Source organism: Shewanella cutis (assembly GCF_022410515.1).
In the GTDB taxonomy this organism is placed as follows: domain Bacteria; phylum Pseudomonadota; class Gammaproteobacteria; order Enterobacterales; family Shewanellaceae; genus Shewanella; species Shewanella cutis.
The window spans coordinates 966,483-991,070 of record NZ_JACSDI010000001.1 but is presented as its reverse complement, the minus strand read 5'-3'; the positions used below and the strand labels follow the sequence as shown (position 1 = coordinate 991,070).

The window sequence follows — 24,588 nt, the reverse complement described above, 5'->3', positions numbered from 1 at the left end:
GATAAGGAAAGAAATGCCAAGCTTGATTCGTATTGTGCTGATTGATACGCACCTACCGGGCGTTGTGGAACTCGCCCTCAATGGCCATACCAATATTTGTGGTACTAACGCTTCGGGTAAAACCACGCTGCAACGTTTAGTGCCAGTATTTTATGGCGAATATCCTAGCCGCGTGGTGCCTTCAACCCGCGATAGTTTCGAGCGTTGGTACTTGCCACACGATTCAAGCTACATCATTTACGAATACCAAAAGGCCGATGGCTTGCTCTATCAGGCCGTGCTCGCCTCGGCGGGCGATGGCAAAGGCGTGAACTACCGCTTTATCGCCAAAGGTTTTGAGTTAAGTGATTATATTAAATCGCAAAATGGCGATACTATTCTCTGCCACACCATGGCGGAACTGGGCCGCGATTTAAAACGTCAAGGTATTGCCACCACCAACTTGCTCAACACCCGCGAATACCGCGCCATTATCCAAAACGATCGCACCCTGTTAAGCACCGGCAGCAACCGCAGCGAACTGCGAGCTTATGCGCGCCAATTTGCCCTGTGTGAAGGTGAGCATTCACTGCGCCATATCGAAAAACTCGCTAAAGCGGTGCACTCCAAAGAAGGCAAAATGGAAACGGTCAAATCCATGATCGCCGCCATTTTGGAAGAAGACGGGGTGAATCCACCTAGCTCCCGCTTAAACCCACAGCGCGTTGAGGCGTGGATCCGCGAAAGCCAGTTAATCCAAGGCTTTGAAGTCATTCGTCCCGAGTTTGAAAAGCTCGAGCAGGAATTTAACCAACTGCTCAGCGCCGAGATGCGTCTCTCGAGCCTGTCCCGTGGCTATCGCAATGACGAAACCTTAGAGGCCGACCGTTTAGAGATCCAACAAACTCTATCTAAGGAGCTGAATTTAAAGCTTCGAATGTTGGACGACGAATGGAAAGAAGTGCGCGATGAGTTAAACCTCGACCTATCCGCCGCCAAGGGTGACGTGGCTAAGTGCGAGTATGAGTTAGATGCCATTGAAGATCAGCACGGCGCCTTTTTAGATGCCAATATCGAGCAAGCCAAGGCCGACTTGGACATGCTGCCAAATTGGCGCGCTGACATGGAAAACCTAAGCGAGCGCCATAAGTTACAAACCGAAAAACACCAAGATATCGAAGCGGCTTACAATGCTCGCCGCAGCAAAATTGGCGAGCAGTTAAACCGCGAGCTTGAAGGTTTGCACGCCGAACAGGACAAGCAACGCGAAGCGCGCGACAAGCAGCGTGAAGTGGCTAGAGCCGATCTCGATGCCCTCGAAGCCCAATGGCGCAGCCAAATGGATGCAGGCAAGGCGAGCTTTAGTGAGCAGGAATACCAATTCAAACTCAATGCCGCCGAGCTTAAGTTACGTGTCGATGGCGTAACTTACACCGAGGAAGAAAAGTTAAGCCTTGCGATTTTCGACGAGCGGATTCACCGCGCCGACGAAGAGCAAGAAAGCTGCAATGCCAAGGTTGAGCGCTTAACGGGCGAGGAGCGTAAGCTGCGCGCCAAACGCGACCAAGCCAACGAAGCGCTGCGTATCGCCAGCCTGCGGGTTAACGAGCGGCAAACCGCGCTCGATGAACTGCACCATATGTTGTTCCCACAATCCCATACCTTGCTCGAGTTCCTGCGTAAGGAAGCCCAAGGCTGGGAGCAGAGTCTGGGTAAAGTGATTGCCCCCGAGTTGCTGCATCGCACCGATTTACACCCAACGGTCACGGGCGAGAGCGACACTGTGTTTGGGGTGCATTTAGATCTTAAAGCCATTGATGTACCTGAATATGCCGCTTCCGAGCAGGAGCTACGTATTCGCTTGAGCAAGGCCGAAGAAGCGCTGCAAAGCGCGCAGGAATTACAGGCCGAGGCCGAATCACAGCTGGTGGCGATTAACGGTGAGCTGGATAAACTCAGCCGCGAACTCACCTTTGCCCGCACAGCTTACAAGAATAGTCGCGATGATTTACGTCGTCTGTTCGATGAAAAACGCAGTGAGCAGGACAAGATCAACAAGGCGCTGGCCGAGCGTAAAGCCTTTGCCCAGCAGCGCTTAACTCAACTCGATGGCGAGCTAAAGCAGCTTAAGCATCAACATCAGCTCTGGCTCGAAGAGCAAAAAGAGCAGGCGCTCGAAGCGCGGATGGAAAAACAAGCCTACTGGCAGGAAGTGATTGGCGCGCTCGACAATCAACTCGGGCAAATCAAGGCGACTATCGATGCCCGCCGCGAAAGTGCTAAGGCCGAGCAAAAAGCCTGTGAAACCTGGTACAAAAACGAGCTTAAATCCCGTGGTGTGGATGAGGATAATATCCTTAAACTCAAGCAACAAATCCGCGAACTTGAAACCAAGATCAGTCGCGCCGAACAGCGTCGCAGCGAGGTATTGCGCTTTGACGATTGGTATCAACACACTTGGCTTATCCGTAAGCCCAAGCTGCAAACCCAGTTAAGTGACGTTAAACGCGCCGCCTCGGAAATCGATCAGCAGCTTAAAGCCAAGACTCAAGAAGTGAAGACTCGCCGCCAACAACTCGAGACCGAGCGTAAGGCCTCGGATGCGGCCCAGATTGAAGCCTCTGAAAACTTAACTAAATTGCGCGCTGTGATGCGTAAGTTGGCCGAGCTGAAACTGCCCGCCAACAATGAAGAAGCCCAAGGTAGCCTCGGCGAGCGTTTGCGTCAGGGCGAAGATTTACTGCTAAAACGCGATTATTTGATGGGCTCGGTTAAGCAATATGTGGAGCATTTCGACTCTGTGATTGCCAGCAAGTCAGGTTCAGGCTTAGCCGAAACTTGGGAGCGTGCCCGCGAAGAATCGAGCTTTATCAACGACAAAGGTATTCGCCTGCTGGATTACCGCAAGCTTGTACCGCAGCTTGAACAGCTACTCAATGTAATTGTGCCGCAATCGATTATGGCACTGCGTGAGCAGGGGCGGATCTTCGGTGTCGACTTAACCGCCTTCTACGATGTGCTGGCCGATATCGACCGTCGCATCGCCTCGCAGAGTGCGCGCATTACCCGCGAAGTGGGCGAGGAGTTATTCCTCGATGGCGTATCGGAATCTGCGGTCCGCATTCGCTCTAAGATCAGCGAATTAGAGTTTTGGCCCGAGCTTGAGCAGTTTGTTAAAGCCTTCAAAAATTGGAAAGCCGACGGCTTTAATGGCCTGCCCGATGAGGAATACACCAACAGCATGCGCCGCGCCTTGGATATTATTGGCCGCGCGGCCTTAACTGGCGGCATTTCAAAGCTGCTCGAAATTGAGCTGCGCCTCAAAGAGGGCAATAGCGATTTGATTATTCGCACCGACAGACAGCTGAACGAATCCTCCAGCCACGGTATGGCTTACCTGATTTTATGTAAGTTCCTGTTGGCATTCACGCGCTTGCTACGTGGCCGCGCCGACGTCACCATTCACTGGCCGATTGACGAGCTGGGCACGCTGCACCACACCAACGTGAAGAAGATTTTCGATGCCTGTGGTAACAACAATATCAGCGTGTTAGGCGCCTTCCCGAACCCAGAGTCAGAAGTGCTGAACCTGTTTGAGCACCGTTACATTATTAATAAACAAACTAAGAAGTTGCAGGTAGTGAAGCCCAAAGCCAATCCGATTGCCGATTTGTTGAGTAAACGCCTGAGCAAGGAGGCCATTTAATGAGTGCCATGAACGAATCTAACCAAACCGTCTTAGTTGGCACGGGCGCCATTATCGAACTCTTGCTCAAGGGCGAATTTATTTGCCGCACCACCAATGAAGATGGCTGGCGTGCATTGAAAAATAACAGCACTCGCGAGCGGGTTGAAGCCTATCTGAACCAAATCAACCGCACCGTGGCCTCGGCCGCCGAGGGTGATGTGTTTTTCTGCGGTTATTTGCAGTTAGGCGAGAGCGAGCGCAAGGTGATTTCATCGCAGTTTAAGGATATTTGTCAGGCACTTATCCCTATGGTGGAGTGGCTGGTATTAGTGCAGGAAGCCAGCGGCCAAGATGCGCCCTTAAGCGAAGGTGCGCCAGTACGGTTAACCGAGCTGCAAAGCCGAATTGAAGATACCCCTGCGTTTCGTGAGCAGTTAGCCAAACTCAGCCAATATCGTTTATTTGGCTCAACCAGTACCAATAGTGATGCGCAAATTAAGTTAGTGTTCAAACGCTTAGTAGAGCTTGGTTATCTGGTGCGCCCCAACGTTGAAAAGCAAATTTATATCGCGACGGGCAAGCTGGATTATCTGTACGAAGTGATCCGTTTTATTGACGAAACCGAAGGCTTAAGCCTTGAGGCGCAGGCGGAAACGGCGACCCAGCGGGATTTACTATGATGCTTTGGACAATCATCCGCGGTGTAAACCAAGGAGGCCTTGATGAGCAGTAACTTACATCAGGCTGGGGTTAAGCTACTCAAGCAGTTAGGTCGCCATGCTGACATCATTATGGACGCTTATTTAGCGGGCTCACTCAATGAAGATGCCCATGATCCCGCCGTGGTTGAAAAACTCAAACAGGCGGGGATTTTATGGCGCCCAGAGCCAGATCAAGAGCTGCGCCTTAAACGCTCGGTACGCGCCTTGCTCGAAGAAGGCTTAAGTGATGAGCGCAATCGCCAAATTGACTCCAACGTCGGCTCGGCGCTCGCCACCATTAAAACCTTGGCGGACCATTATAAAGAGGCGCGCCATAGCTCAGACTACAGTGCTGCCGAGGCGTATCTGTCTGATTTAAGTGAGCATGTGTATAGCTTTGCCGACAGTTTGCGCTATTCCATCCGCGTGTTGTGGGGGCGGATCAATAACGAGTTCGGTTATGTCGGCACCATTAACGCTAAGATCCGCGAAAACGAATTAGCTCAAAGCCAAGTATCTGAATTGCTGAATGGTTTGGAGATGTTCCAGTTTAGCGAATTAGGCGAAATCGCCGGTGATATCCGTGAGCTGCGTAAGCTGCTAGTGACCACCTTGCAGGAAACCATGAGCGAGTGCGCCCAGGAACTCAGTGTGGTGCAGGGTAGGTTGCTGGAACTCCTTGGCCGCTTTAGGCAAATTCGCGGTCGTACGCGCTTGCTTAAGGGCTGGTTGCTATACACCGACTTGCATCCGGATTATCGCCCTGCGGACCATGTGTCCCACAAGGAAATCCCAAGCCTTTTCAATCGCGCTGAAGTGCTGTTAGCGCCAGCTTCTGTGGATGTGCATAACGCCAGCCAAGAGCTTGAGCTGATGAATATTGTCGCCCATATCAAGGCGATTAGTCGTCAGGGCGTGATAGAAACTGTGCGTGAGCAGGATGTGAGCGTGTCGCTTACTCAGAGTGAAGACTTTGATATTCCTGATAATCCACTCAAGCAAGCCGTAGATGCCTATTTTGTTGATGTGATTGAGTCTGGCTTACGTCAGTCGGCGCTCGACTACTTAGCCGAAAAAGCGCTGCCATGGGATGCTGAAAGCTGGATTTATCAAGTGATTGGCGGCTATGACGGCTTACCCGATGAGCATAAAGCCTACTTCGAGTTAGAACCTTTAGGCGAACCCCATCCCATCTACAGCGGTAACTTTATTATCCGCGATGTGGAATTATGGCTCGCCTAGGTCGGCAGCAGTTGCAACTCTTGGAGGGCGTTTACCTTAATCGCTCTCCAAGGGTAAAACTCAATGCTAACTGGCGAACGATTTACCGCGAGTTAGAAGTGGGCGAGCTTGATGGTGCAGAAAAATATTTGTGTTTTGCGCCACGGGATTTTGAGTTGCTGCGCCAAGGCGTATTGGCAAAAGAGGGCGTCGATTTACAGGCGCTGGATTTTAATCTAGACCGTATCGCCATGTCTGCCCAAAGCCAGAATGAAAAGCTGGCGAGTATTCGCCCCGAAGCTGAGTATGTTTTGTTGAAGTATCTCGGGTTTGAATCACCCCCCATGGGGATGTCTACGCGTTCTTCGTTACGTATTCCCTTAGATGAAGCAGAGCAGCTTTGCCATGAGCTTAAAGTTAACGCCATCTTAGTGGTTGAAAACCTAGATATATTCGATGCAATCACTCAAGCGCGCTTACCTGAAGAACTTAGCCGCATTATGGTGATTTACCGAGGTAGCGGCCACCATTCCCCCATTGGTGTGCGGCAGTTTTTGAAGGCGATGGCGGGTAAAATGCCGATCATTGCCTTTACCGATCTCGACCCCGCAGGGCTGCAAATTGCCCATACCTTAACGGGCATGACCCATTGTATCGTACCGCAGTTAGCGCTTTTTGCGCCCAACGAGTTACTCGTTATCCCACAAATTAATTCCGCTGATGATTTTGCCAAACAAGCGTCTCAGACTAAATATTTACAGTCAGCCGATTTAAAAAATTGGCGGCAATTAAGCCTTTGGTTAACTCAGCAACGAATTAGCATTAAACAGCAGCACCTGCTGGCGCATCGACTTGAATTAGTGCTACTGGCATATGATGAGTCGTCATCCTTATTTATCTCTCTTTAAATGCTGCGGCGTGTAGTTTTAAATTCTGATTAAAATGTTTATTTAGTTTTAAAATCTGGCCTTATTCAGCCTTACTCGATAATTTGTATTTATTTTGTTTAATTACTGTTTGGGTTTTGATTTTTTAACTTGTGCGTTAGTAGAGTGATTATTGATCGATGATTTTATTTTTAATAAAAATCAGTTGAATACAGAATTTTTGTGATGTGCTTAGCTTAATTGAAAATCAAATAAGCAAATTTATTCATTGAATTTGCAGCCAGCATGTTTCACTATCCCCGCCTAAATCAAAAGGGAATGCCGAAGTTGCTCATTACGGAAGATGAATAACAAAAGATGAGTTATTTGGGGAAACCACAAGCATGATGAAATCACTTTCGACACGGATCTTTATCGGTCTATTTGCGGGACTTATTCTTGGCACCTTAGTGCAGTATTTTTTAAACGATATAGGCTTCTTTTCTGGCAATTTAGTCGAACTGGCTGGCGGTGTCGGCACTATGTTCGTCAATATGATTATGATGTTGGTCGTACCGCTGGTGTTTGTCAGTATCGTTTGCGGCGTGTGTGAGCTGCAGGACTTAAAAAGCTTTGGGCGCCTTGGCGGCAAAACCTTCGGCTTTTACATAGTGAATACCGTAGTGGCTATTTCTACCGCTCTGTTAGTGGTGCTATTGCTCGACCCTGGTAAAGGTGTCGATATGAGTAGCACCGATGGTGTCGCCATTACCGCGACTGAACTCCCCAGCTTAATGGCGCTGCTGATTGATATAGTGCCGCGCAACCCAGTAGCGGCATTTATGTCGGGCAATATGCTGCAAGTGATCTTTATGGCACTGATGCTCGGTGGAGTGATGAAATCCCTCGGTGAGCACGTGGCTGGTGCGGTTCAGGGCTTTCAAACCGCGAATAAAATCATGATGAAACTGATTTCTGTGGTCATGAGTCTCGCGCCTTACGGGGTGTTTGCGCTGATGTTTAAGTTGGGTGCAACCTTAGATGCAGCGGTATTTATGAGTGTGCTCGAATACCTAGTGCTGATTTTAGCGTTGTTATTACTGTGGATTTTTGTGGTGTATCCGTTGGCCGTTGGTATGTTTACACCGATTTCAGCCAAGACCTTTCGGGCGAAGACGCAGGAGCAAGTGCTGTTTTCACTGTCTACCGCCAGCTCCAATGCCACGATTCCTGTGACTATGCGTACGCTAACCGAAAAGCTCGGGGTTAACTGCTCTGTGGCTGGCTTTGGTGTGCCGCTCGGGGCGACCATGAATATGGGTGGCGTGGCGATTTATATCACCATTGCGATTTTCTTTGTCGCCAATGCCTTTGGTATGCCAATCACCAGCGAGCAATTGCCTTCGCTGCTATTTAGTATCTTTTTATTATCGGTTGGCGCCGGTGGTGTGCCCGGTGGCGGTATGGTGATGATTGGCGTATTAATCCATCAAATGGGCTTGCCGATTGAAGCCTTTGCGATAGTGGCCGCGCTGGATCGCATCATCGATATGGTGCTGACCTCTTGCAACGTGGTGGGTGACACCGCGGTATTGACCATCGTCGATCAAACCGAAAAGGCGATTAAATAGCCTGATGGCGCGATAATAGACTCTGACCTAACAGCCTGAAGGAGCACAAACTGCTCTCTTTAGGTTGTTTGGCGATAATCAATGCGATCCCAGATCTTTGATGGTTCGAGTATGAGAGTGACTCACTAACTAAATCAATCAGTTAATTCGACTTCCACAACTGTAGAATGCTCTGACGTTGGTTCTGCGAATTGGGTGCAAATATCGGTAATTTCCGCTTTGCATTCGAGGAATGCACTAACCAGAAATGGATCAAACTGCGAGCCTGCGCCATCGCGCAAATAGTTAAATGCATCGTCGATACTCCAAGCGGCTTTATAAGGGCGTGAAGTCGTTAAGGCATCAAACACATCTGCGATCGTGGCGATACGGGCACAAAGTGGGATTTGCTTTTGACTGAGCTTACAAGGGTAGCCTGTGCCATCCCAGCGTTCATGGTGATAAAGCGCAATCTCTTTGGCCATATGCAATAGTGGATCGTCATCTTCGCCTATTATTTCAGCACCGATTTCCGGGTGTTTTTGAATTATTTGATATTCTTCAAGGGTTAACTTTCCGGGTTTTAGTAAAATTGCATCGGGTATACCGATTTTTCCGATATCATGCATTGGCGCTGCATTTAGCAGTAATTGGCACCAATAGGCAGGTTGTCCAATTTGTTGTGCTAACAAAAAACTATACTGGCTCATTCTGATAATATGTAAGCCAGTTTCATTATCCCTAAATTCAGCGGCACGGCCGAGTTTGTTGATAATTTTTTGCCTTGCAGATTCAAGCTCTAGAGTGCGTTGTTGTACAAGGTCTTCGAGCAGGTTAGTTCTCGACGCTAATTTTAAATGTGTCTGTATTCGAGCTTCCAGAATGGCAGGATTTATGGGCTTAGAAATATAGTCGACAGCACCTAATTCAAAACCTGTGCGCTCATCTAGGGTGTCTGTTTTTGCTGTGACAAAGATAATTGGAATGTGGCGAGTGACAGGATTTAATTTTAGGCGGCTACAGGATTGGAATCCATCCATCTCAGGCATCATCACGTCTAATAGAATGAGATCCGGAATAGGGTCAAGACTGGCTAAGGCGAGGGCTTTCGCGCCGGATGTGGCTGCGCGAATACTATATTTATCACACAGTAAGCCATTCATAATTTGAATATTATCCGCTGAATCATCAACGATTAAAATGATGGGTTTAGCCGGCATCTGCGTCATAATAGTCCCTTATTTATCCTATGCATTACATCTCCTCCACATCGTCAATGTGTGAGTAGTCCGTAAATCACTCTGTGCTATGTTAGCATGTAGCTTTCAATTTTTACCATGTTTAAGAGTCTGTTGAGTTGATTGAATGTGCGTGGTGCGGTGTGTCACCTTATCTTGTTTAGGAATAAAAAATCTATGATACAAGGCACGAATGGAAATAAATTTGCGCTATACGATAGCTTAAGTTATCGGTTCAGCTGGTTGGCGATATTGAGTGTCATTTGTAAGTCTGCAAGCACATTAAAACAATCGTTTTTAATCTTACTTTCCTATGGTCGTGCGTCATTGCGCTTATATTGCCTGTTGTTCGCTGGTCTCTTTATTTGTCTGAATGTAAGTGCCGCACCATCTCAATCAATTTCTAATGCTGTTGAGTTTGCTCAAGAGCCATTTTCCTCTTTACATGTCAGCATGATTTTGTCCATGGATACGCCTTTTAATCGACAAGTTGGCTTGATGGCGCAAGCTGCTGCTGCGGATTTAAATATTCGCTTAACTGTATCCTACAGCGATGGCACGCAAGACAGTCTGATGGCGTTAGGGCGCGAGGCGCTCAATTTGGGGACTGATGGTCTGATATTTGTTCCCATCGCTGATTTTGGTCGGGAATTAATCCTTGAGTCGCTAAAGCATCATACAGCCGTTGTGACATTAAGGTCTGAGCTCGACATGCTCAGTCCTACTACCTTAGCTGAACTGCCCAATTTGATTGCCAGTGTGAATCTCAATGATCACAAATCTGGCCAGCTATTGATGCACAATTTATTAGCGATAAATCGGCTTAACCATGATCAACCAGCCGTATTGTTAATTGCAGGCCCTCAGGGTAATTCGAATGTTGAACGAGGAGTTGAAGATGTACAGCATTTTATGAATTCTTTGCCAACCAAGGGAACGCTGAAAGTCGCATATACCGATTGGAGTATCGAGCAAGCCTTGGCAGAATTTGACAGTGCTATCGCTGCGCAACCAGCATTAACTACCATAGTCACTATGAATGCGGCTGCAGCCGTTGCTATAGCAGAAAAAGTCCACCAACCCGAGGGCGAAAATGTGCCAGCTATAGGCTCAATGCTATGGTCAAAGACGTTGGGGCAGGCGATGGCACAAGATAAAATTCAGGCTGCAATTGCGGGAAGTGAGTTTTCAGGGGCTATTGCTTTATCGATTTTATTTGATCATTTAACTGCTAGCGGTAGGGCGTGGAGTAAAGGCAGTTTTGTTTCTCCCTTGGTGGTTATTACCCCGAATAATTATTACGACTATAAATCAATACTGGATTTTGACCCCTTGTATCTCGATTTTAAGCGCATAACTCGCAATTTTAATCCTGCACTCTCATTCAACGAGTTACGCCTTGCTGACCTATTACCTACTCAGACTCAGGTGCAGTTTTTAAATACATTAACGCCACCAGAGCGGGAATTTTTACGGCAACATCCATTAATCCGCGTGGGGATTGAGCCCGATGGTGCACCGTTAGATTACTTTGACCAAGCAGGCAAGCATGCGGGGCTAATGGCTAGCTATTTATCCGAGCTAGCTAAATTGCTCCCTATTAATTTAGAGGTTCAACCCACTGCATCTTGGCAGCAAACCATGGCGGATTTTGATGTAGGCAAACTTGATATGATTTCGCTCATTTCAGTTAGCCAAAAACGCCAAGATCGTTTTCTGTACACCGATGATATCGGCAATTTCCCCGCAGTAATTGTGATGCGAAAAGACGCCGCAGTCGTTAAGGGTATAAAAGGATTATTCGGTAAAAAAGTGGCAGTTACCCGCAGTGATATCACTGATGAATATTTAACCGAACATTACCCGCAATTAAACCTATTTCGATTCAATCGATTAGAAGATGTGTTGGCCGCAACGTTAACGGCAGAGGTGGATGCTGCGATTGTTTTATTACCCAAGGCGGTAAAATCGCTCAAATCTCCAGAATATAAACAGTTAGAGCTGGTTACCCCGCTGGATTATGAGTTTAAAAATGCCATCGGAGTTCGCCAGGATTGGCCAGAATTTCAGAGTATTTTAAATAAAGCGTTGGCCGCAATCCCTGTAAATACGCGTGCCGAGTTAGATGACCGTTGGTTTAAGGTATTGTATACAAAAGGTATTGATCCCCAGGTGATTAAGCGTTGGGTGAGTGTGTCTGTTGCGGTGCTATTAGTGTTATTTATGGTGTTTATGATATGGCGCCATATGCTCAAGCGCGAGATGATGTTACGTCAAGCCTATGCGCTAGAGCTTAAATCCAGCTTACAAAAGTTCCACGCGTTATTTGATTCTGTTGATAGTGCCTGTGTGATTATCGACAATCAAGGAACGATTAAGGAGTGTAATGCGGCACTGCAAAGCTTGCTGCAGGTTGAAGATAAGGCATTGTTAGTTGGCACTTCACTAACACAATTTCATCTTGCAGATACCTTTATGGGCTCGGTTTCTCAAATAGCGCAGAGTGTTGAAGAGGTACTCAAACAAGGGGGGCTTAAATTTGAGGCGGAGATTACCAACCGTCTTGGGCAAGCGATTTCCGTTGAGGTGACGCTTAAATTTATTGAGTTAAATGCTGAGCCGTTTGTGCTCGCTACTTACCACAATTTGGCCGAGCGCCGCTTGGTGGACAGCCTTATTCGCCATGAGCGTAATCTGCTCAAAAACGTGCTGGGGATGAGCCCGATTGGAGTCTGGGTTTGCGTTAATGGTATTTGCCGTTATGTGAATGCGCAAATGACACAGATGACTGGACTAGACGTTGAGCATGCTGTGGCTGATATTTTTCTCCAACCTAAGGATTATCAGCATTACATTCGTGGACTTGCGCCCGAGCAGGAATATGTCGTATTTGAGTCTAAGCTCAAGGGGACTCATGGCCAGTTACTTGATGTATCGTTTACCGCCTATCCCACATTCCATGATGGCCAGCATGCTAATTTATGTTGGGCCTTAGATATTACTCAAGATAAGGCCATTCAAGCTGAGCTGGCGAGCGCTAAGGTGCAGGCGGATGCGGCCAATCGCGCAAAGTCAGACTTTTTAGCGAATATGTCCCACGAAATACGCACACCAATGAATGCCATTATCGGTATGTCTTATCTGGCATTGCAAACGGATTTAGCCGAAAAAAGAAAGGATTATATTGCTAAGGTGCATCAGGCCGCTGGCTCATTGCTCAATATCATTAACGATATTTTGGATTTTTCAAAAATCGAAGCCAATAAACTCACGGTAGAGCACATCGAGTTTGACCTTGATGAGGTGTTGACTCAGTTGAGCAATGTGATTGGTTTTAAGGTTGAAGAAAATAGCATGCGCTTGATTTACGACATCGCTACCGATTGTCCACGCTATTTTCTTGGTGATCCGCTGCGCCTAGGGCAGATTTTACTGAACTACTGCAACAATGCGGTGAAATTCTCTCCCAAGGGCAGTGATATTTTACTCAGTTGCCAAGCTGAGCTTGATAAGCAAGGCGCTACGCTGACTTTTTGTGTGGCAGATGATGGCATCGGTATTCCCTTAGATAAACAGGCACGACTATTCCACTCGTTTGAACAAGTCGATACATCGACTTCCCGCAAATACGGTGGAACGGGTTTAGGGTTAGCAATCTGTAAACGCCTGAGTGAATTAATGCAAGGGGAGGTATGGTGTGAAAGTGAGTTAGGGCAAGGATCGCGTTTTTATTTGCGTCTGCATTTGCCCTTGGTCAAGCCCTATGATTTGTCGACACAATTTGCCGCGCTTCAAGGACAAAGCCTTTCAATCGTTGGATTTGCGCCAGATTTGAGCGCGATGTATAGCCGCTTTGCTGCTCGCATCGGTATGCAGGTGCGCACGCTAGAGATGCATATGGCGTTGACCGAGTTAAGCGCCTGTACAAGTCAGCATCTGATTATGTGTGACACTAGCGCATTTGAGCCAGAATTATTGAGTGTGGTACTAGCCAACGACAAGCTTGGTTTATTGTTAATCGGTAATGGTTGTGAGCCTGTGACCATATCATCTCTAGTGGACAAGCACCCACAAATCATTGTGAAACAGCATCCGCTATTGCTGCGCGCCATAGGCGAATCGTTATTATTGTTGCTCAACAGGGATAGCTCTCCTTTTGGGCAACACCTTGAGCATCAATCTATTGCAAGCTTAAAAAATCAATTAGCGGGCGTAGAATTGTTGCTCGTTGAAGATAATTATCTGAATCAAGAATTAGCCGTTGAGTTATTGCGTCAAGCTGGAGCGCGAGTCACCGTCGCCCAGCACGGTCAAGAAGCGTTAGCACTGCTGGCTCAGCAATCCTTCGATTGTGTGTTGATGGATGGACAAATGCCCGTAATGGATGGTTATGAAGCAACACGGCTTATTCGTGCGCAGCCACAGTTTGCCGATTTGCCCATTATAGCCATGACAGCCAATGCGATGGACTCTGATAGGGAAAGAGCCTTGGCGGCAGGTATGAATGCCCAGATTAATAAACCTTTCCAAGTGCAAGAATTGTATTCCATCATTGCACAGCATGTATCGGTGTATAGTGTGCAAGCCTTAGCTCTAACTCCCGAGGTCCATGATCTTGATAAGGCACAGCTTAAACAGGGTTTACCCTTGGTTGAAGAGCTTGATATTGATGTTGGGTTGGCGCTGTGTAACTACAACGCTGATTTGTATCGGCATTTATTAACTTTATTTGTGCAGACTGGCGCTAAACTTCTGCAGAATCAGCAAGATGAATTTTCACAGGATAATCTTTCAGGCTTGAGATTAAGTCTACATACTCTCAAAGGAGTGGCGGGCAATATTGGTGCCGTGTCGCTCAAAGATGACTCGGGCCGATTAGAAGCAAGTCTTAACGATATCAGCAGCCTGCAGCAGCTTGATGCAGATACCCAGAAAACCGTGAGCCATGCTATCCACTTGCTGCATGCCAAGCTCCAGCAGCTATTAGCCTTATTGACCGAGTGGCAGGCGGTAAATCAACCCGATGAGGCGTCGCAGTCTATTTCTACGACAGAATTGATGCAGTTATTTGCCCAATTAACTCAAAACCTTAAAGAATATAATACCGACGCATTACCTTTAGTTGAACGGTTAAGTCAATTAACGGTATTGCAGCCACAACGACAACTCATTGCCGAATTAAAGCAAGCCACGGGACAATTCGATTTTTCCCTAGGGCTTGAGCTCGCGATTCAACTCCAAGAGTGGGCGCAGCAGCAGTTGGCGAAGGAATAACCTATGTTATTAAGACAGCAACAGGCTCTTATCGTTGAAGACATGGACGTTATGCGCAAAATTTTAGTCGAGCAATTGCGCAAAATGGGTTTTGGCCAAGTTTATCAAGCAGAAAATGGTCGCCGCGCCCTCGAGTTGTTAGAAGAGGTGTCTATCGATATTGTGCTGATGGACTGGAGTATGCCCCATGGCGGCGGTGCCGATTTACTCAAGGCCATACGTTTGCAGGCAAAATGGCAATATTTGCCAGTGATACTAGTGACCGCCAACACCCACAGAAACATGATCCAAGAAGCCATCAAGTATGGTGTTGTCGACATTATTGCCAAACCCTTCACCACTAAAACCTTGCAAGACCGAGTGTTACAAGCGTTGCAGGTCGAACCGCAAATTGAAAGCTTCGCAACCCTAGAATCGCCAACCGCAACCAGTATGACTGAACTGAGTATTGAGGCGTCCAATGAGCCCATCAAAAACACGGTATTAATTGTTGATGACGCTGTAGATAATTTAGCGGTGATGGTGGGTTTGTTGAAAGACACTTATAAAATATTAGTGGCAAAGGATGGCCAAACGGCGCTTAATCTCTGTCAGTCAGCCAATGCGCCAGATATAGTGCTACTCGACATTATGATGCCAGAGATGGATGGCTACCAAGTACTCAATGCACTGCGGGAGCATCCGCAGTCGCAGTCAATACCGGTTATTTTTGTCAGCGCATTACATGAAACCGCAAATCAGATCCAAGGCCTGCAGGGTGGGGCCATTGATTATTTAGTCAAACCCGTACAGCCTGATATTTTAAAACTTCGGCTGGCTAACCTATTGGCAACGGTCAATTTACAACGCGATTTACAAGCTAACTATGACAATATGTTAGCGCTATCGCGCTTAAGAGACAGTGTCGATGAATTAATTCACCATGATCTGAAAAGCCCCTTGGCGGCGATCAGCGCGATGCTAAAGCGTTTGTCACAGGATAAAAGTTGTCCTAAAGATTGGCGTGCAAAGCTAATGGCAATTGATGATCTCACCATGCAATCGATTAACACAGTCAACTTGTCCTCGGAGATATTTAAAATTGAAACGGGGCGATTTATCCTCAAACCTGCGCGATTTTCTGCCCACGGACTGGTCAAGCAAGTATTGCACTCGATGCATGTGACCTTTCATCACAAACAATTGATTGCCTTTCAATTTCCGGATGAAGATCCCAATGGTCAGTTTGATGTGTTAGCGGATGCAACCTTAACTTATTCATTACTGCTAAACCTAATTAAAAATGCCTTCGAAGCCTCAACCCTGCGCACTAAAGTGGCGATCCATTTATCGATCGAGCAAGGCAATGTAGTGATCCAGATAGAGAATTCGGGTGTGGTGCCGGAACAGATTCGTCCGCGGTTTTGGGATAAATATGTGACGAGTCAAAAAGTGGAGGGCGTGGGTTTAGGGACGTATTCTGCACGCTTATTAGCTAAGGCCCAGGGCGGTATGACTCAATTACAAGTTGATGATTTACAAAATAAAACTATAGTCACAGTGTCTTTGCCCGCAGCAAATTAAGCCCGTGAGCTTAGCGGTTTAGATGCGGAACGCTCTCGTTTTAGGTGTGTCAGTGTGAAGCCAGCAGTATGACTGCTGGCAAGTGGCAAATCGAGTTGTTGATTTGCAATAGTTATTGCAGGCCTAGTGATTATTTGCGGGTCATTTTATCTAAATAGCCCATGGCAAAGGCGGATAACACAAAGGTGATGTGAATTAACAGATACCACATGATTTTGTCGTTATCGATATTCTTCACATCCATAAAGATTTTCAGTAAATGAATAGACGAAATCGCCACAATCGAGGCGGCCACTTTGTTTTTCAGTGAGCCTGAATCTAATTTACCCAACCAGCTGAGCTTTTCACTGTCTTCGCCCACATCCAGCTGCGAGACAAAATTCTCATAGCCAGAAAACATCACCATCACAATCAAGCCACCGACAAGGGTGATATCAATCAAGGACAGGGTGACCAGCACTAAATCCACTTCACTCATCTCAAAAATGATCGGCAGAATATGGAAGATTTCTTGGAAGAATTTAATGCCTAAGCCCAATAGCACTAGACTCAGCCCCAAGTAGATGGGCGCCATAATCCAGCGCGATGCATACATGAGTCTTTCAAATATTTTTTCCATTTGGAGTAAACCCTTAGTGGTTAAAGCACAAAAATCGAATCTATGATGCTAAAACAATAACATACTGAGTTAAAGCGGCGCTATCGGTGGGTTGTTTTTCAATTCCATTATGCGATGTAAGTCTTTATGCGGCCTTACGGCCGAGGTGGGTTAAAGTCGTGGGGCTTCACCCCACACCCGACCAAGGAGGACTGCTCGTCCTATCCTCCTTGCCTATTGCTTTCACATCAGCCAAGACGCCCCTAGCGAAGTTACATGCATTGGTTACTAGCCTCGGTCTTATGGATAAATTGCTATCGCTTCCGAAGGCTCCACTTTACATCCATGTAAAGCCCTCCAGTTCGGCAGTCCCTGCCTCTCGCTCATAAGCGCGAAAATCACCGATTTTCATTCGCCCCTGTACCTGCGAAAGCTAGCCGGTCATCTGATAGGCAGGATGCCTGAATGTCGTGAAGTGCATGGATGCACGAGAACGACCATGTCCGGACTCACGCAATTTATTCCAACGCCCTGCGGCAACTTCGCAGGGGAGGGTGAACTTCTTTTGCCTTGGTGTTAGCTGTTAGTCCTAAAGAGTTATGCCTGCCCATCTTTCCCCTCTCCTGTTTTTTGAATGACATTTGTCATCCGTAATTGCTGACAACTCACACTGCCGTGATTTAGCGGATGCAGGGATACTTAAGCCATACTAACAAGGAGGCTTAATCATGCAACATCAATCACTTGATCAACAACTTATCGAATACCGCCAAAAACGTGCTTTAGCTATGCCTGTATCAGGCATGATGGTATGGACGCTATTGTTTATCTTGAGTTTTATTTTGCCAGCATCGCAAATGGTGATGGCAACATTTATCGGCGCGGGTTCTATTGTCTATCTTGCTATGGGAGTCTCGCGTCTTACCGGTGAAAATATCTCCTTCAAGAAAAGCACTGATCGTAATTGGTTTGAGACTGTGTTTTTGGCTGCGATGGGGATGAGTTTTTTAACCTTTAGCATCAGTATTCCCTTTTTTATGGAAAACTATTTAGCCTTGCCCTTCGCCCTTGCCGTGCAAACAGGATTAATGTGGTTGGTTTTCGGCGTGTTAGCGGCGCAAAAGGTGGCGATTGTACATGCGATTGTGCGCACAGTGGCTTGCGTGGCTGCCTTTATGTTGTGGCCTGAGTTGAGTTTTCAGCTTCAACCTTTGATTGTGGTGGTATGTTATGGGTTTTCGATTCCACTCATGGAACGTCGTTGGAAGATTCAGCAAAATCTTTGTGTTGCAAGTTAGTCTTGCGGCCTTACGGCCGAGGTAGGTCAAAGTTGTGGGGGAAATCCCACACTTGTTTATGTGGATGTAAAGTCATTGCGGCCTTACGGCCGAGGTAAATCAAAGTCGTGGGGCTTCACCCCACACCCGACCAAGGAGGACTGCTCGTCCTATCCTCCTTGGATTCTCCAAGACGCCCCTAGCGAAGTTACATGCATTAGTTAGTGGCTTCGTGCTTATTCGAAAATCGCTAACGCTTCCGATGGTACATCCTGTACCCCGAAAGCTAGCGAGGCATCCATGCCTCGCTCACGCGATTTTCTTCAACGCCCTTCAGCAACTTCGCAGGGGAAGGTGAACTTCTGTTGCCTTGGTGTTAGCCGTTAGTCTTAAAGAGTTGCACCTGTCCGATCTTTCCCTCTTTCCGGCAACCATCAGAGAATTAAGGCGTTTTTGGTGTATTTGAGGGCATTGTTTTTTGAGTAAATCGTGTAATATGCCAATATCACGCATGATGTTGGAACTAGTAGATTTTTGGCGAAATTGAATAGGTCAACAGTATCATACGTGTCTACTTATTTGAATCTCATCGAATTTATCTGGGGATTCACTAGAAGCGGGCGTTGGAGCACAAAAGGAATAAATTCAGTGCGTGATTTGAAATTTATACTTCAGCAGAAGTATGAGACCAGCAGAGCATTGGTCATAGGGATAAACCGATACGCAAATGCTTCGCCCTTAGAGTATGCAGTGAGTGATGCTCATGAAGTGCGAAACATACTAATAAATGAGCTTGGTTTTGAAGAGCAGGATGTTTCGTACCTTGCCGATCAAGATGCGACAAAATCTAATATCCTCAAATCATTTCTACGCTTTACCAATGACGACGTTAAAGTAGATGACCGTTTATTTGTCTTCTTTGCTGGTCACGGCCATACAAAATCAGGAATAAAAGGCGATGTCGGCTATCTAGTTCCTTATGATGCAGACATGAGTGACTACTCGACTTTCATCCGTTGGGACGAGCTAACACGAAACGCTGAATTGATTAGAGCCAAGCATATACTTTTTGTAATGGACGCTTGTTATGGAGGGCTTGCTGTTCATCGAGACCTAAGACCAGGTAGCAGTAGATTTCTTAGAGACATGTACCAAAGGTTTTCTAGGCAAGTAATTACCGCTGGTAAGGCTAACGAAGTCGTAGCAGATGCAGGTGGCCCTTTGCCTCATCATTCCATTTTTACCGGTCACTTTATTGAAGGGCTCAGGGGAAAGGCTGCGAATGAATATGGAGTTATCACTGCTAGTGGTTTAATGAGTTATGTTTACTCAAAAGTAGCGAATGACATTAATTCTGAGCAAACACCACATTATGGTCAGTTTGATGGTGATGGTGACTTTATCGTATCAATACCTGTTAACAAAAATGCACAAGATGATACTAAGAATACAGATGAACTTATTACAATACCCTATGTAGATGAAATAAGGACTTCAAAAACAACAGATGAAAAAGTCGAATATACCAAGGAATTGATATCTTCAAATAACTCTCAGATTAAACTTCATGATTTTGCGATCGAAGAAGTTCGCCGATTCCTATCTGCAACAAGCGAAGATAGCTTTGCTACCAGTGGAAATTTTTCTAATGAGGAGTTGCTTGAGCGTATTTCATCATATGAACTTTACACAAAAGATCTTTCAATGATTGTGGCGTGCTTGTCTTATTGGGCAAGTGAAGAACAGTTGGGTTCACTTACGAAGATCATCTCAAGGTCTTGTGATCGCTTGATTGAGAATCGCGGCGGATTAGTCGTATGGGTAAACCTTAGATGGTACCCCCTTCTTTTAGTGATGTACCATGCGGGAATCGCGGCTTTAGAAGGAAAAAACTATAAGAGTCTTGCGTCAATTTTTTACACTAAACTGGGCTCCTCTGATTACGATAACGGCGATCCATTTTTCGCTCTTAGAGTTGCTAACGCTGTAAGTGAATTAGTTAACGTTTTCAAAAGAATTCCTGACCACGAACGAAATTACACGCCAATTAGTGAGTATCTATATAAGCTGATTCAACCAGAACTGGATGACTTACTTTTTCTTGGCAAGGGGTACGAGGAGCTCTTTGATGAGTTCGAAATATTGTTTGCGTTAGCTGTGGCTGATCTTAATAAGCAAGCAGATAAACGCTTATGGGGACCCGTAGGGCGATTTGGATGGAAAAATCGTAGGCATGGAACCTCTCCATTTGAAAAATTGAGAAAAGAGGCTGCTCATAGCAAAAACAATTGGGGGCCAATTCAAGCAGGTATGTTCGGCGGGAAGTATGAAAGATTCGAAGAAGTAGCCGAACAATATCAAAACGAAATATTGGCGCAATTGCGTTGGTTCTAAGTTCTAACGGATTACCTAACGGATTTCACTTGCCACCCATTGTTAAATTTTCTAAAGGAGATGGTAGGTATTGCTTTGGTTGTTTTTCATGGCGTGCAGACAACTCCAAAGCCTCAGGAGTTCTCCTTCCCCTGCGAAGTTGCCGCAGGGCGTTGGAATAAATTGCGTGAGTCCGGTCATGGATGACCGGCTAGCTTTCGCAGGTGCAGGGACGCATCCTTCGGAAGCGACAGCAATTTATCCATAAGGCCTAGGCCAGTCTCTAATGCATGTAACTTCGCTAGGGGCGTCTTGGAGCATCCAAGGAGGATAGGACGAGCAGTCCTCCTTGGTCGGGTGTGGGTTGAAGACCCACGACTTTGATTCACTTCGGCCGTTAGGCCGCATTTTAAAATGAATGTCGCATTCCGCGACAACAAAAAAGCCACTGTGGTCAGTGGCTTTTATCATAAAAATCAAAATCTAAGCGATTCGGCTTAGTCTAAATCAGGTTCTTCGCGCTCTTTATTTACGAGAATCCAAACCATGGTAGCTTAGGCAAGCGTCCACTTCATTGGCGCTACCAAGGATAACCGCAACGCGTTGGTGAATTTGTGTTGGTTGAATATCCAGAATGGTTTCATAACCAGTAGAGGCCTTACCGCCAGCTTGCTCGACTAACAAGGCCATTGGGTTGGCTTCGTACATTAAACGCAGCTTGTATGGCTTTTTCGGATCTTTATTGTCGGTTGGGTAAGTAAAAATACCGCCGCGAGAAAGTACGCGGTGCACGTCGCCCACCATGGCGGCAATCCAGCGCATGTTGAAGGATTTTTCGCGCGGGCCAATTTTACCGAGCAGTAAATCGGCTATATAGGTCTGCATTGGCGCTTCCCAAAAACGTTGGTTCGACATGTTAATGGCGAACTCTTGGGTGTCTGGGCTGATGCTCATGGCTGCGTTGGTCAGTAAAAATTCGTTGGTTTCTGGGTGCAGGGTAAAGAGTTGCACGCCTTGGCCTGTGGTGAGCGCGAGCATAGTTGATGGGCCGTAGAGCACATAACCTGCGGCTAACTGATTGCGGCCCGATTGTAAAAAGCTCGTTTCAGTTAGCTCGCCAGCAGGGGCGGGCAGGACAGAGAAAATCGTGCCGACCAGCGAGTTGATATCGATATTCGATGAACCATCTAAAGGGTCGAAACACACTAGATATTGACCATTGGCGCTGACTTCCACTACATGATCTTCTTCCTCAGAGGCGAGGCCGCGCACTGTTCCGTCGGCTTTTAATGCATCTTTGAGCATATCGTTGGTGATGATATCCAGTTTCTTCTGGGTTTCACCTTGCACGTTTTCCTGTTCGGTCGCGCCTAACACGCCAGCTAAGGCACCGTGGCGTACGGCATGGCTGATGGCTTTTGAGGTGTCGGCTAAGGTCAAAATCAGTTGCGCGAGGGATTCGTTCAGTGCCTTTGAGGTTAAGTGTTGGGCAAGAGTCTGCATGTTAGGTCCTTTAGGGGTTCAACATTGAGGTCAATTTCATTATTTGCCGCGAATAATAACTCAGTTAGTCGACAATTTCAGCGATGTTGCTGTGGGTTTTAATCAATTTAAGCCAAGAGGGCTATCCCTTTGTGTCAGGCTGAGTGGGTTACCTTGAAAATTAAGCTAAGTAATGGAGTTTGCCAGCTAATTTGTATCTGTATATTGCCTGTGCTTTTTATTTAGGCTTGGCCTCTGGCACAATGGCGGCAGTTTTTTAATCGCCACCTAAGGCGAATATGCTTCCAAGGAATAATAATGACTAAAAATGGGTTAGCTTCTTCCCTGCGCGCCGTGAAGTTGGGCGCTTCATCCCTATTGATTGCGAGTCAACTGGCCATGATTTCTAGCCTTACCACAGCTTCTGCCTATGCGCTTGAGGGCGGCATGACGCCACTCACTATCGAGCGGATGAATGCTTCACCCGCCTTGGCGGGCACCAGTCCCCGTGGATTAAAGTTATCCCCCGATGGCCAAAGGGTGACCTATCTTGCGGGTCGTAAAGATAACCAAAACTTTTACGATCTCTGGCAAATGGATGTTAAAACAGGAAAATCGAGCCTGTTGCTGAATGCCGATAAGTTGGCGAGCAATGAATTGTCCGATGAAGAAAAGGCCCGCCGCGAACGCCAACGGATTTATGGCGAAGGCATTATGGAATATTTCTGGGCCGACGATAGTAAGGCACTGTTGATCCCCGCCGCGGGCAATTTGTATTACTTCTCCTTGGCGGATAACAGCGTTAGCTTACTGCCGATTGGCGAAGGCTTTGCTACCGATGCTCGTCTATCGCCCAAGGGCAACTTTGTATCTTTCGTGCGTGATCAAAATCTGTATGTATTAGATCTGGCGACTAAAAAGCTTGAGGCCATGACCACAGATGGTGGCGGTGCGATTAAAAATGCCATGGCAGAATTTGTGGCGCAGGAAGAAATGGATCGTATGACGGGTTACTGGTGGGCGCCCGATGAGTCGGCCATTGCCTTTACCCGCATCGATGAATCGGGCGTTGAGTTAGTCACCCGCAATGAAATCTATGCCGATGGCATTAAGCTTACCGAGCAGCGTTATCCGGCCGCGGGTAAAAACAATGTCGAGATCCAACTCGGTGTAGTAACGCTTAATAATAAAGCCATCAATTGGGTAACCTTAAGCGATGATAAAAATAAGGATATTTACCTGCCACGGGTTGATTGGTTGCCGGATAGCAAGCATTTATCCTTCCAGTGGCAGAGCCGCGATCAGCAAAAATTAGACTTACAACTGGTGGCACTCGATGCGCTGACCAAGCCGAAAACCTTAGTCAAAGAGCGCAGCGAGGCTTGGGTGAATCTTAACAATGACTTGCACTTCTTAAAGCAACAATCGGCTTTTATTTGGGCCTCGGAGCGTGATGGCTTTAATCATCTCTATCTTTTTGACCTAAAAGGTAAGCTTAAGGCGCAATTGACCGAGGGCAATTGGGCGGTCGATCAGCTGGAATATATTGATGAAACCGCAGGTTGGGTGTATTTCACCGGCCGCAAAGATACCCCAATCGAAAAACACCTTTACCGTGTGCCGTTAGCGGGCGGCAAGGTTGAGCGCGTGAGCAGCGAGGCGGGGATGCACGATCCGGTATTTGCCGATAATCAAAGCGTGTATCTAGATTATTTCAATAGCTTATCTCAGCCCCCACAGATCAGTTTACACGGCGATAAGGGCCAGCATTTGGCCTGGGTTGAGCAAAACCAAGTCAAGGCCGGTCATCCTTTGTATGACTATGCTGGCCTTTGGCAACAGCCTGAGTTTAAAGAACTTAAGGCGGAAGATGGGCAAGTCTTGCAAACGCGTCTCTTTAAACCTGTGCCCTTCGATGCGAACAAAAAATACCCCGTAGTCGTGCGCGTGTATGGCGGCCCACATGCGCAGTTGGTGACCAATAGTTGGAGTGAGCAGGATTACTTTACCCAATACTTAGTTCAGCAAGGTTATGTGGTATTTCAACTGGATAACCGCGGCAGTGCCCACAGAGGCACTCAGTTTGAGCAAGTGATTTATCGTCACTTGGGCGAAGCGGAAGTCAATGACCAAAAGGTTGGCGTCGATTATCTGCGCAGCTTGCCCTTTGTCGATAGCAATAATGTGGCTATCTATGGCCACAGCTACGGCGGTTATATGGCTTTGATGAGTTTATTTAAGGCGCCGGATTACTTTAAAGCGGCGATTTCGGGCGCGCCCGTCACCGATTGGCGCTTGTACGACACCCATTACACCGAGCGTTATTTAGCCCATCCCGCAAGCAATGAGCAAGGTTACGAAGCCAGTAGCGTGTTCCCCTATGTGAAAAACTATCAGTCGGGGCTATTGATGTACCATGGCATGGCCGATGATAACGTGTTGTTTGAAAACAGTACTCGCGTCTATAAGGCGTTGCAGGACGAAGGCAAGTTGTTTCAAATGATTGATTATCCAGGTTCTAAGCATTCAATGCGTGGCGAAAAGGTGCGTAACCACTTATATCGCTCGCTGGCGGATTTCCTCGATAGACAGCTTAAAAACGGCAAATAACATCGCGTTAGGTTGGCATTTATATAGACTGGTATTTATACCAATCACATTAAATATCTAATCAGTTCAGAGCCTCACAGGCATCTCAATCCAAGGCGCATTGACGAA

The 24,588-nt window shown here is 46.8% G+C and carries 13 protein-coding genes; 10 read left to right on the top strand and 3 right to left on the bottom strand.

Going from position 1 to position 24,588, the window contains the following annotated elements:
• Positions 1-13: 13 nt before the first annotated feature.
• The 5 genes from H9J30_RS04490 (at position 14) to H9J30_RS04470 (ending at position 8,086) form a co-directional block, all read left to right on the top strand.
• Positions 14-3,685: an ATP-binding protein gene (locus tag H9J30_RS04490; RefSeq protein ID WP_240129904.1), complete on the top strand. Its 3,672-nt coding sequence runs from the start codon at positions 14-16 to the stop codon at positions 3,683-3,685.
• Positions 3,686-3,693: 8 nt separating this feature from the next.
• Complete coding sequence (locus tag H9J30_RS04485; protein WP_037422308.1) at positions 3,694-4,347, top strand: condensin complex protein MksE; 654 nt, start codon at positions 3,694-3,696, stop codon at positions 4,345-4,347.
• Between the two features lie 42 nt (positions 4,348-4,389).
• The gene (locus H9J30_RS04480) at positions 4,390-5,610 is read left to right on the top strand and encodes a hypothetical protein (protein WP_011073729.1); all 1,221 of its coding nucleotides are present in this window, start codon (positions 4,390-4,392) and stop codon (positions 5,608-5,610) included.
• Positions 5,598-6,497 (top strand): DUF7281 domain-containing protein, encoded by a 900-nt coding sequence (locus H9J30_RS04475; RefSeq protein WP_240129903.1) that lies wholly within the window; start codon positions 5,598-5,600, stop codon positions 6,495-6,497. Before H9J30_RS04480 ends, H9J30_RS04475 begins: the two co-directional genes overlap by 13 nt.
• 362 nt (positions 6,498-6,859) lie before the next feature.
• Positions 6,860-8,086: a dicarboxylate/amino acid:cation symporter gene (locus H9J30_RS04470; RefSeq protein ID WP_240129901.1), complete on the top strand. Its 1,227-nt coding sequence runs from the start codon at positions 6,860-6,862 to the stop codon at positions 8,084-8,086.
• A 134-nt stretch (positions 8,087-8,220) separates the two neighbouring features.
• Here the strand turns inward: H9J30_RS04470 and H9J30_RS04465 are convergent, their stop codons facing one another.
• A complete protein-coding gene (locus H9J30_RS04465; protein ID WP_240129900.1) occupies positions 8,221-9,294 on the bottom strand; it encodes an HD domain-containing phosphohydrolase in 1,074 nt (357 codons plus the stop codon).
• Between the two features lie 474 nt (positions 9,295-9,768).
• Here H9J30_RS04465 and H9J30_RS04460 point away from each other — a divergent pair, with 474 nt between their 5' ends.
• Both H9J30_RS04460 and H9J30_RS04455 read left to right on the top strand, forming a co-directional pair.
• Positions 9,769-14,577 (top strand): ATP-binding protein, encoded by a 4,809-nt coding sequence (locus H9J30_RS04460; RefSeq protein WP_240129899.1) that lies wholly within the window; start codon positions 9,769-9,771, stop codon positions 14,575-14,577.
• Positions 14,578-14,580: 3 nt separating this feature from the next.
• Complete coding sequence (locus H9J30_RS04455; RefSeq protein ID WP_240129895.1) at positions 14,581-16,140, top strand: ATP-binding response regulator; 1,560 nt, start codon at positions 14,581-14,583, stop codon at positions 16,138-16,140.
• A 130-nt stretch (positions 16,141-16,270) separates the two neighbouring features.
• Here the strand turns inward: H9J30_RS04455 and H9J30_RS04450 are convergent, their stop codons facing one another.
• Positions 16,271-16,759, bottom strand: coding sequence for a TIGR00645 family protein (locus H9J30_RS04450; RefSeq protein ID WP_188869379.1), 489 nt, complete (start codon positions 16,757-16,759; stop codon positions 16,271-16,273).
• 707 nt (positions 16,760-17,466) lie between these two features.
• Here H9J30_RS04450 and H9J30_RS04445 point away from each other — a divergent pair.
• Both H9J30_RS04445 and H9J30_RS04440 read left to right on the top strand, forming a co-directional pair.
• Positions 17,467-18,036 (top strand): DUF7010 family protein, encoded by a 570-nt coding sequence (locus H9J30_RS04445; RefSeq protein WP_240129894.1) that lies wholly within the window; start codon positions 17,467-17,469, stop codon positions 18,034-18,036.
• Between the two features lie 627 nt (positions 18,037-18,663).
• Positions 18,664-20,409 (top strand): caspase family protein, encoded by a 1,746-nt coding sequence (locus H9J30_RS04440; protein WP_240129892.1) that lies wholly within the window; start codon positions 18,664-18,666, stop codon positions 20,407-20,409.
• A gap of 504 nt (positions 20,410-20,913) precedes the next feature.
• Here H9J30_RS04440 and H9J30_RS04435 read toward each other — a convergent pair.
• Complete coding sequence (locus tag H9J30_RS04435; RefSeq protein WP_240129890.1) at positions 20,914-21,891, bottom strand: class 1 fructose-bisphosphatase; 978 nt, start codon at positions 21,889-21,891, stop codon at positions 20,914-20,916.
• 297 nt (positions 21,892-22,188) lie between these two features.
• Between H9J30_RS04435 and H9J30_RS04430 the strand changes: the two genes are divergently transcribed.
• The gene (locus H9J30_RS04430; protein ID WP_240129889.1) at positions 22,189-24,480 is read left to right on the top strand and encodes a S9 family peptidase; all 2,292 of its coding nucleotides are present in this window, start codon (positions 22,189-22,191) and stop codon (positions 24,478-24,480) included.
• Positions 24,481-24,588: the final 108 nt, after the last annotated feature.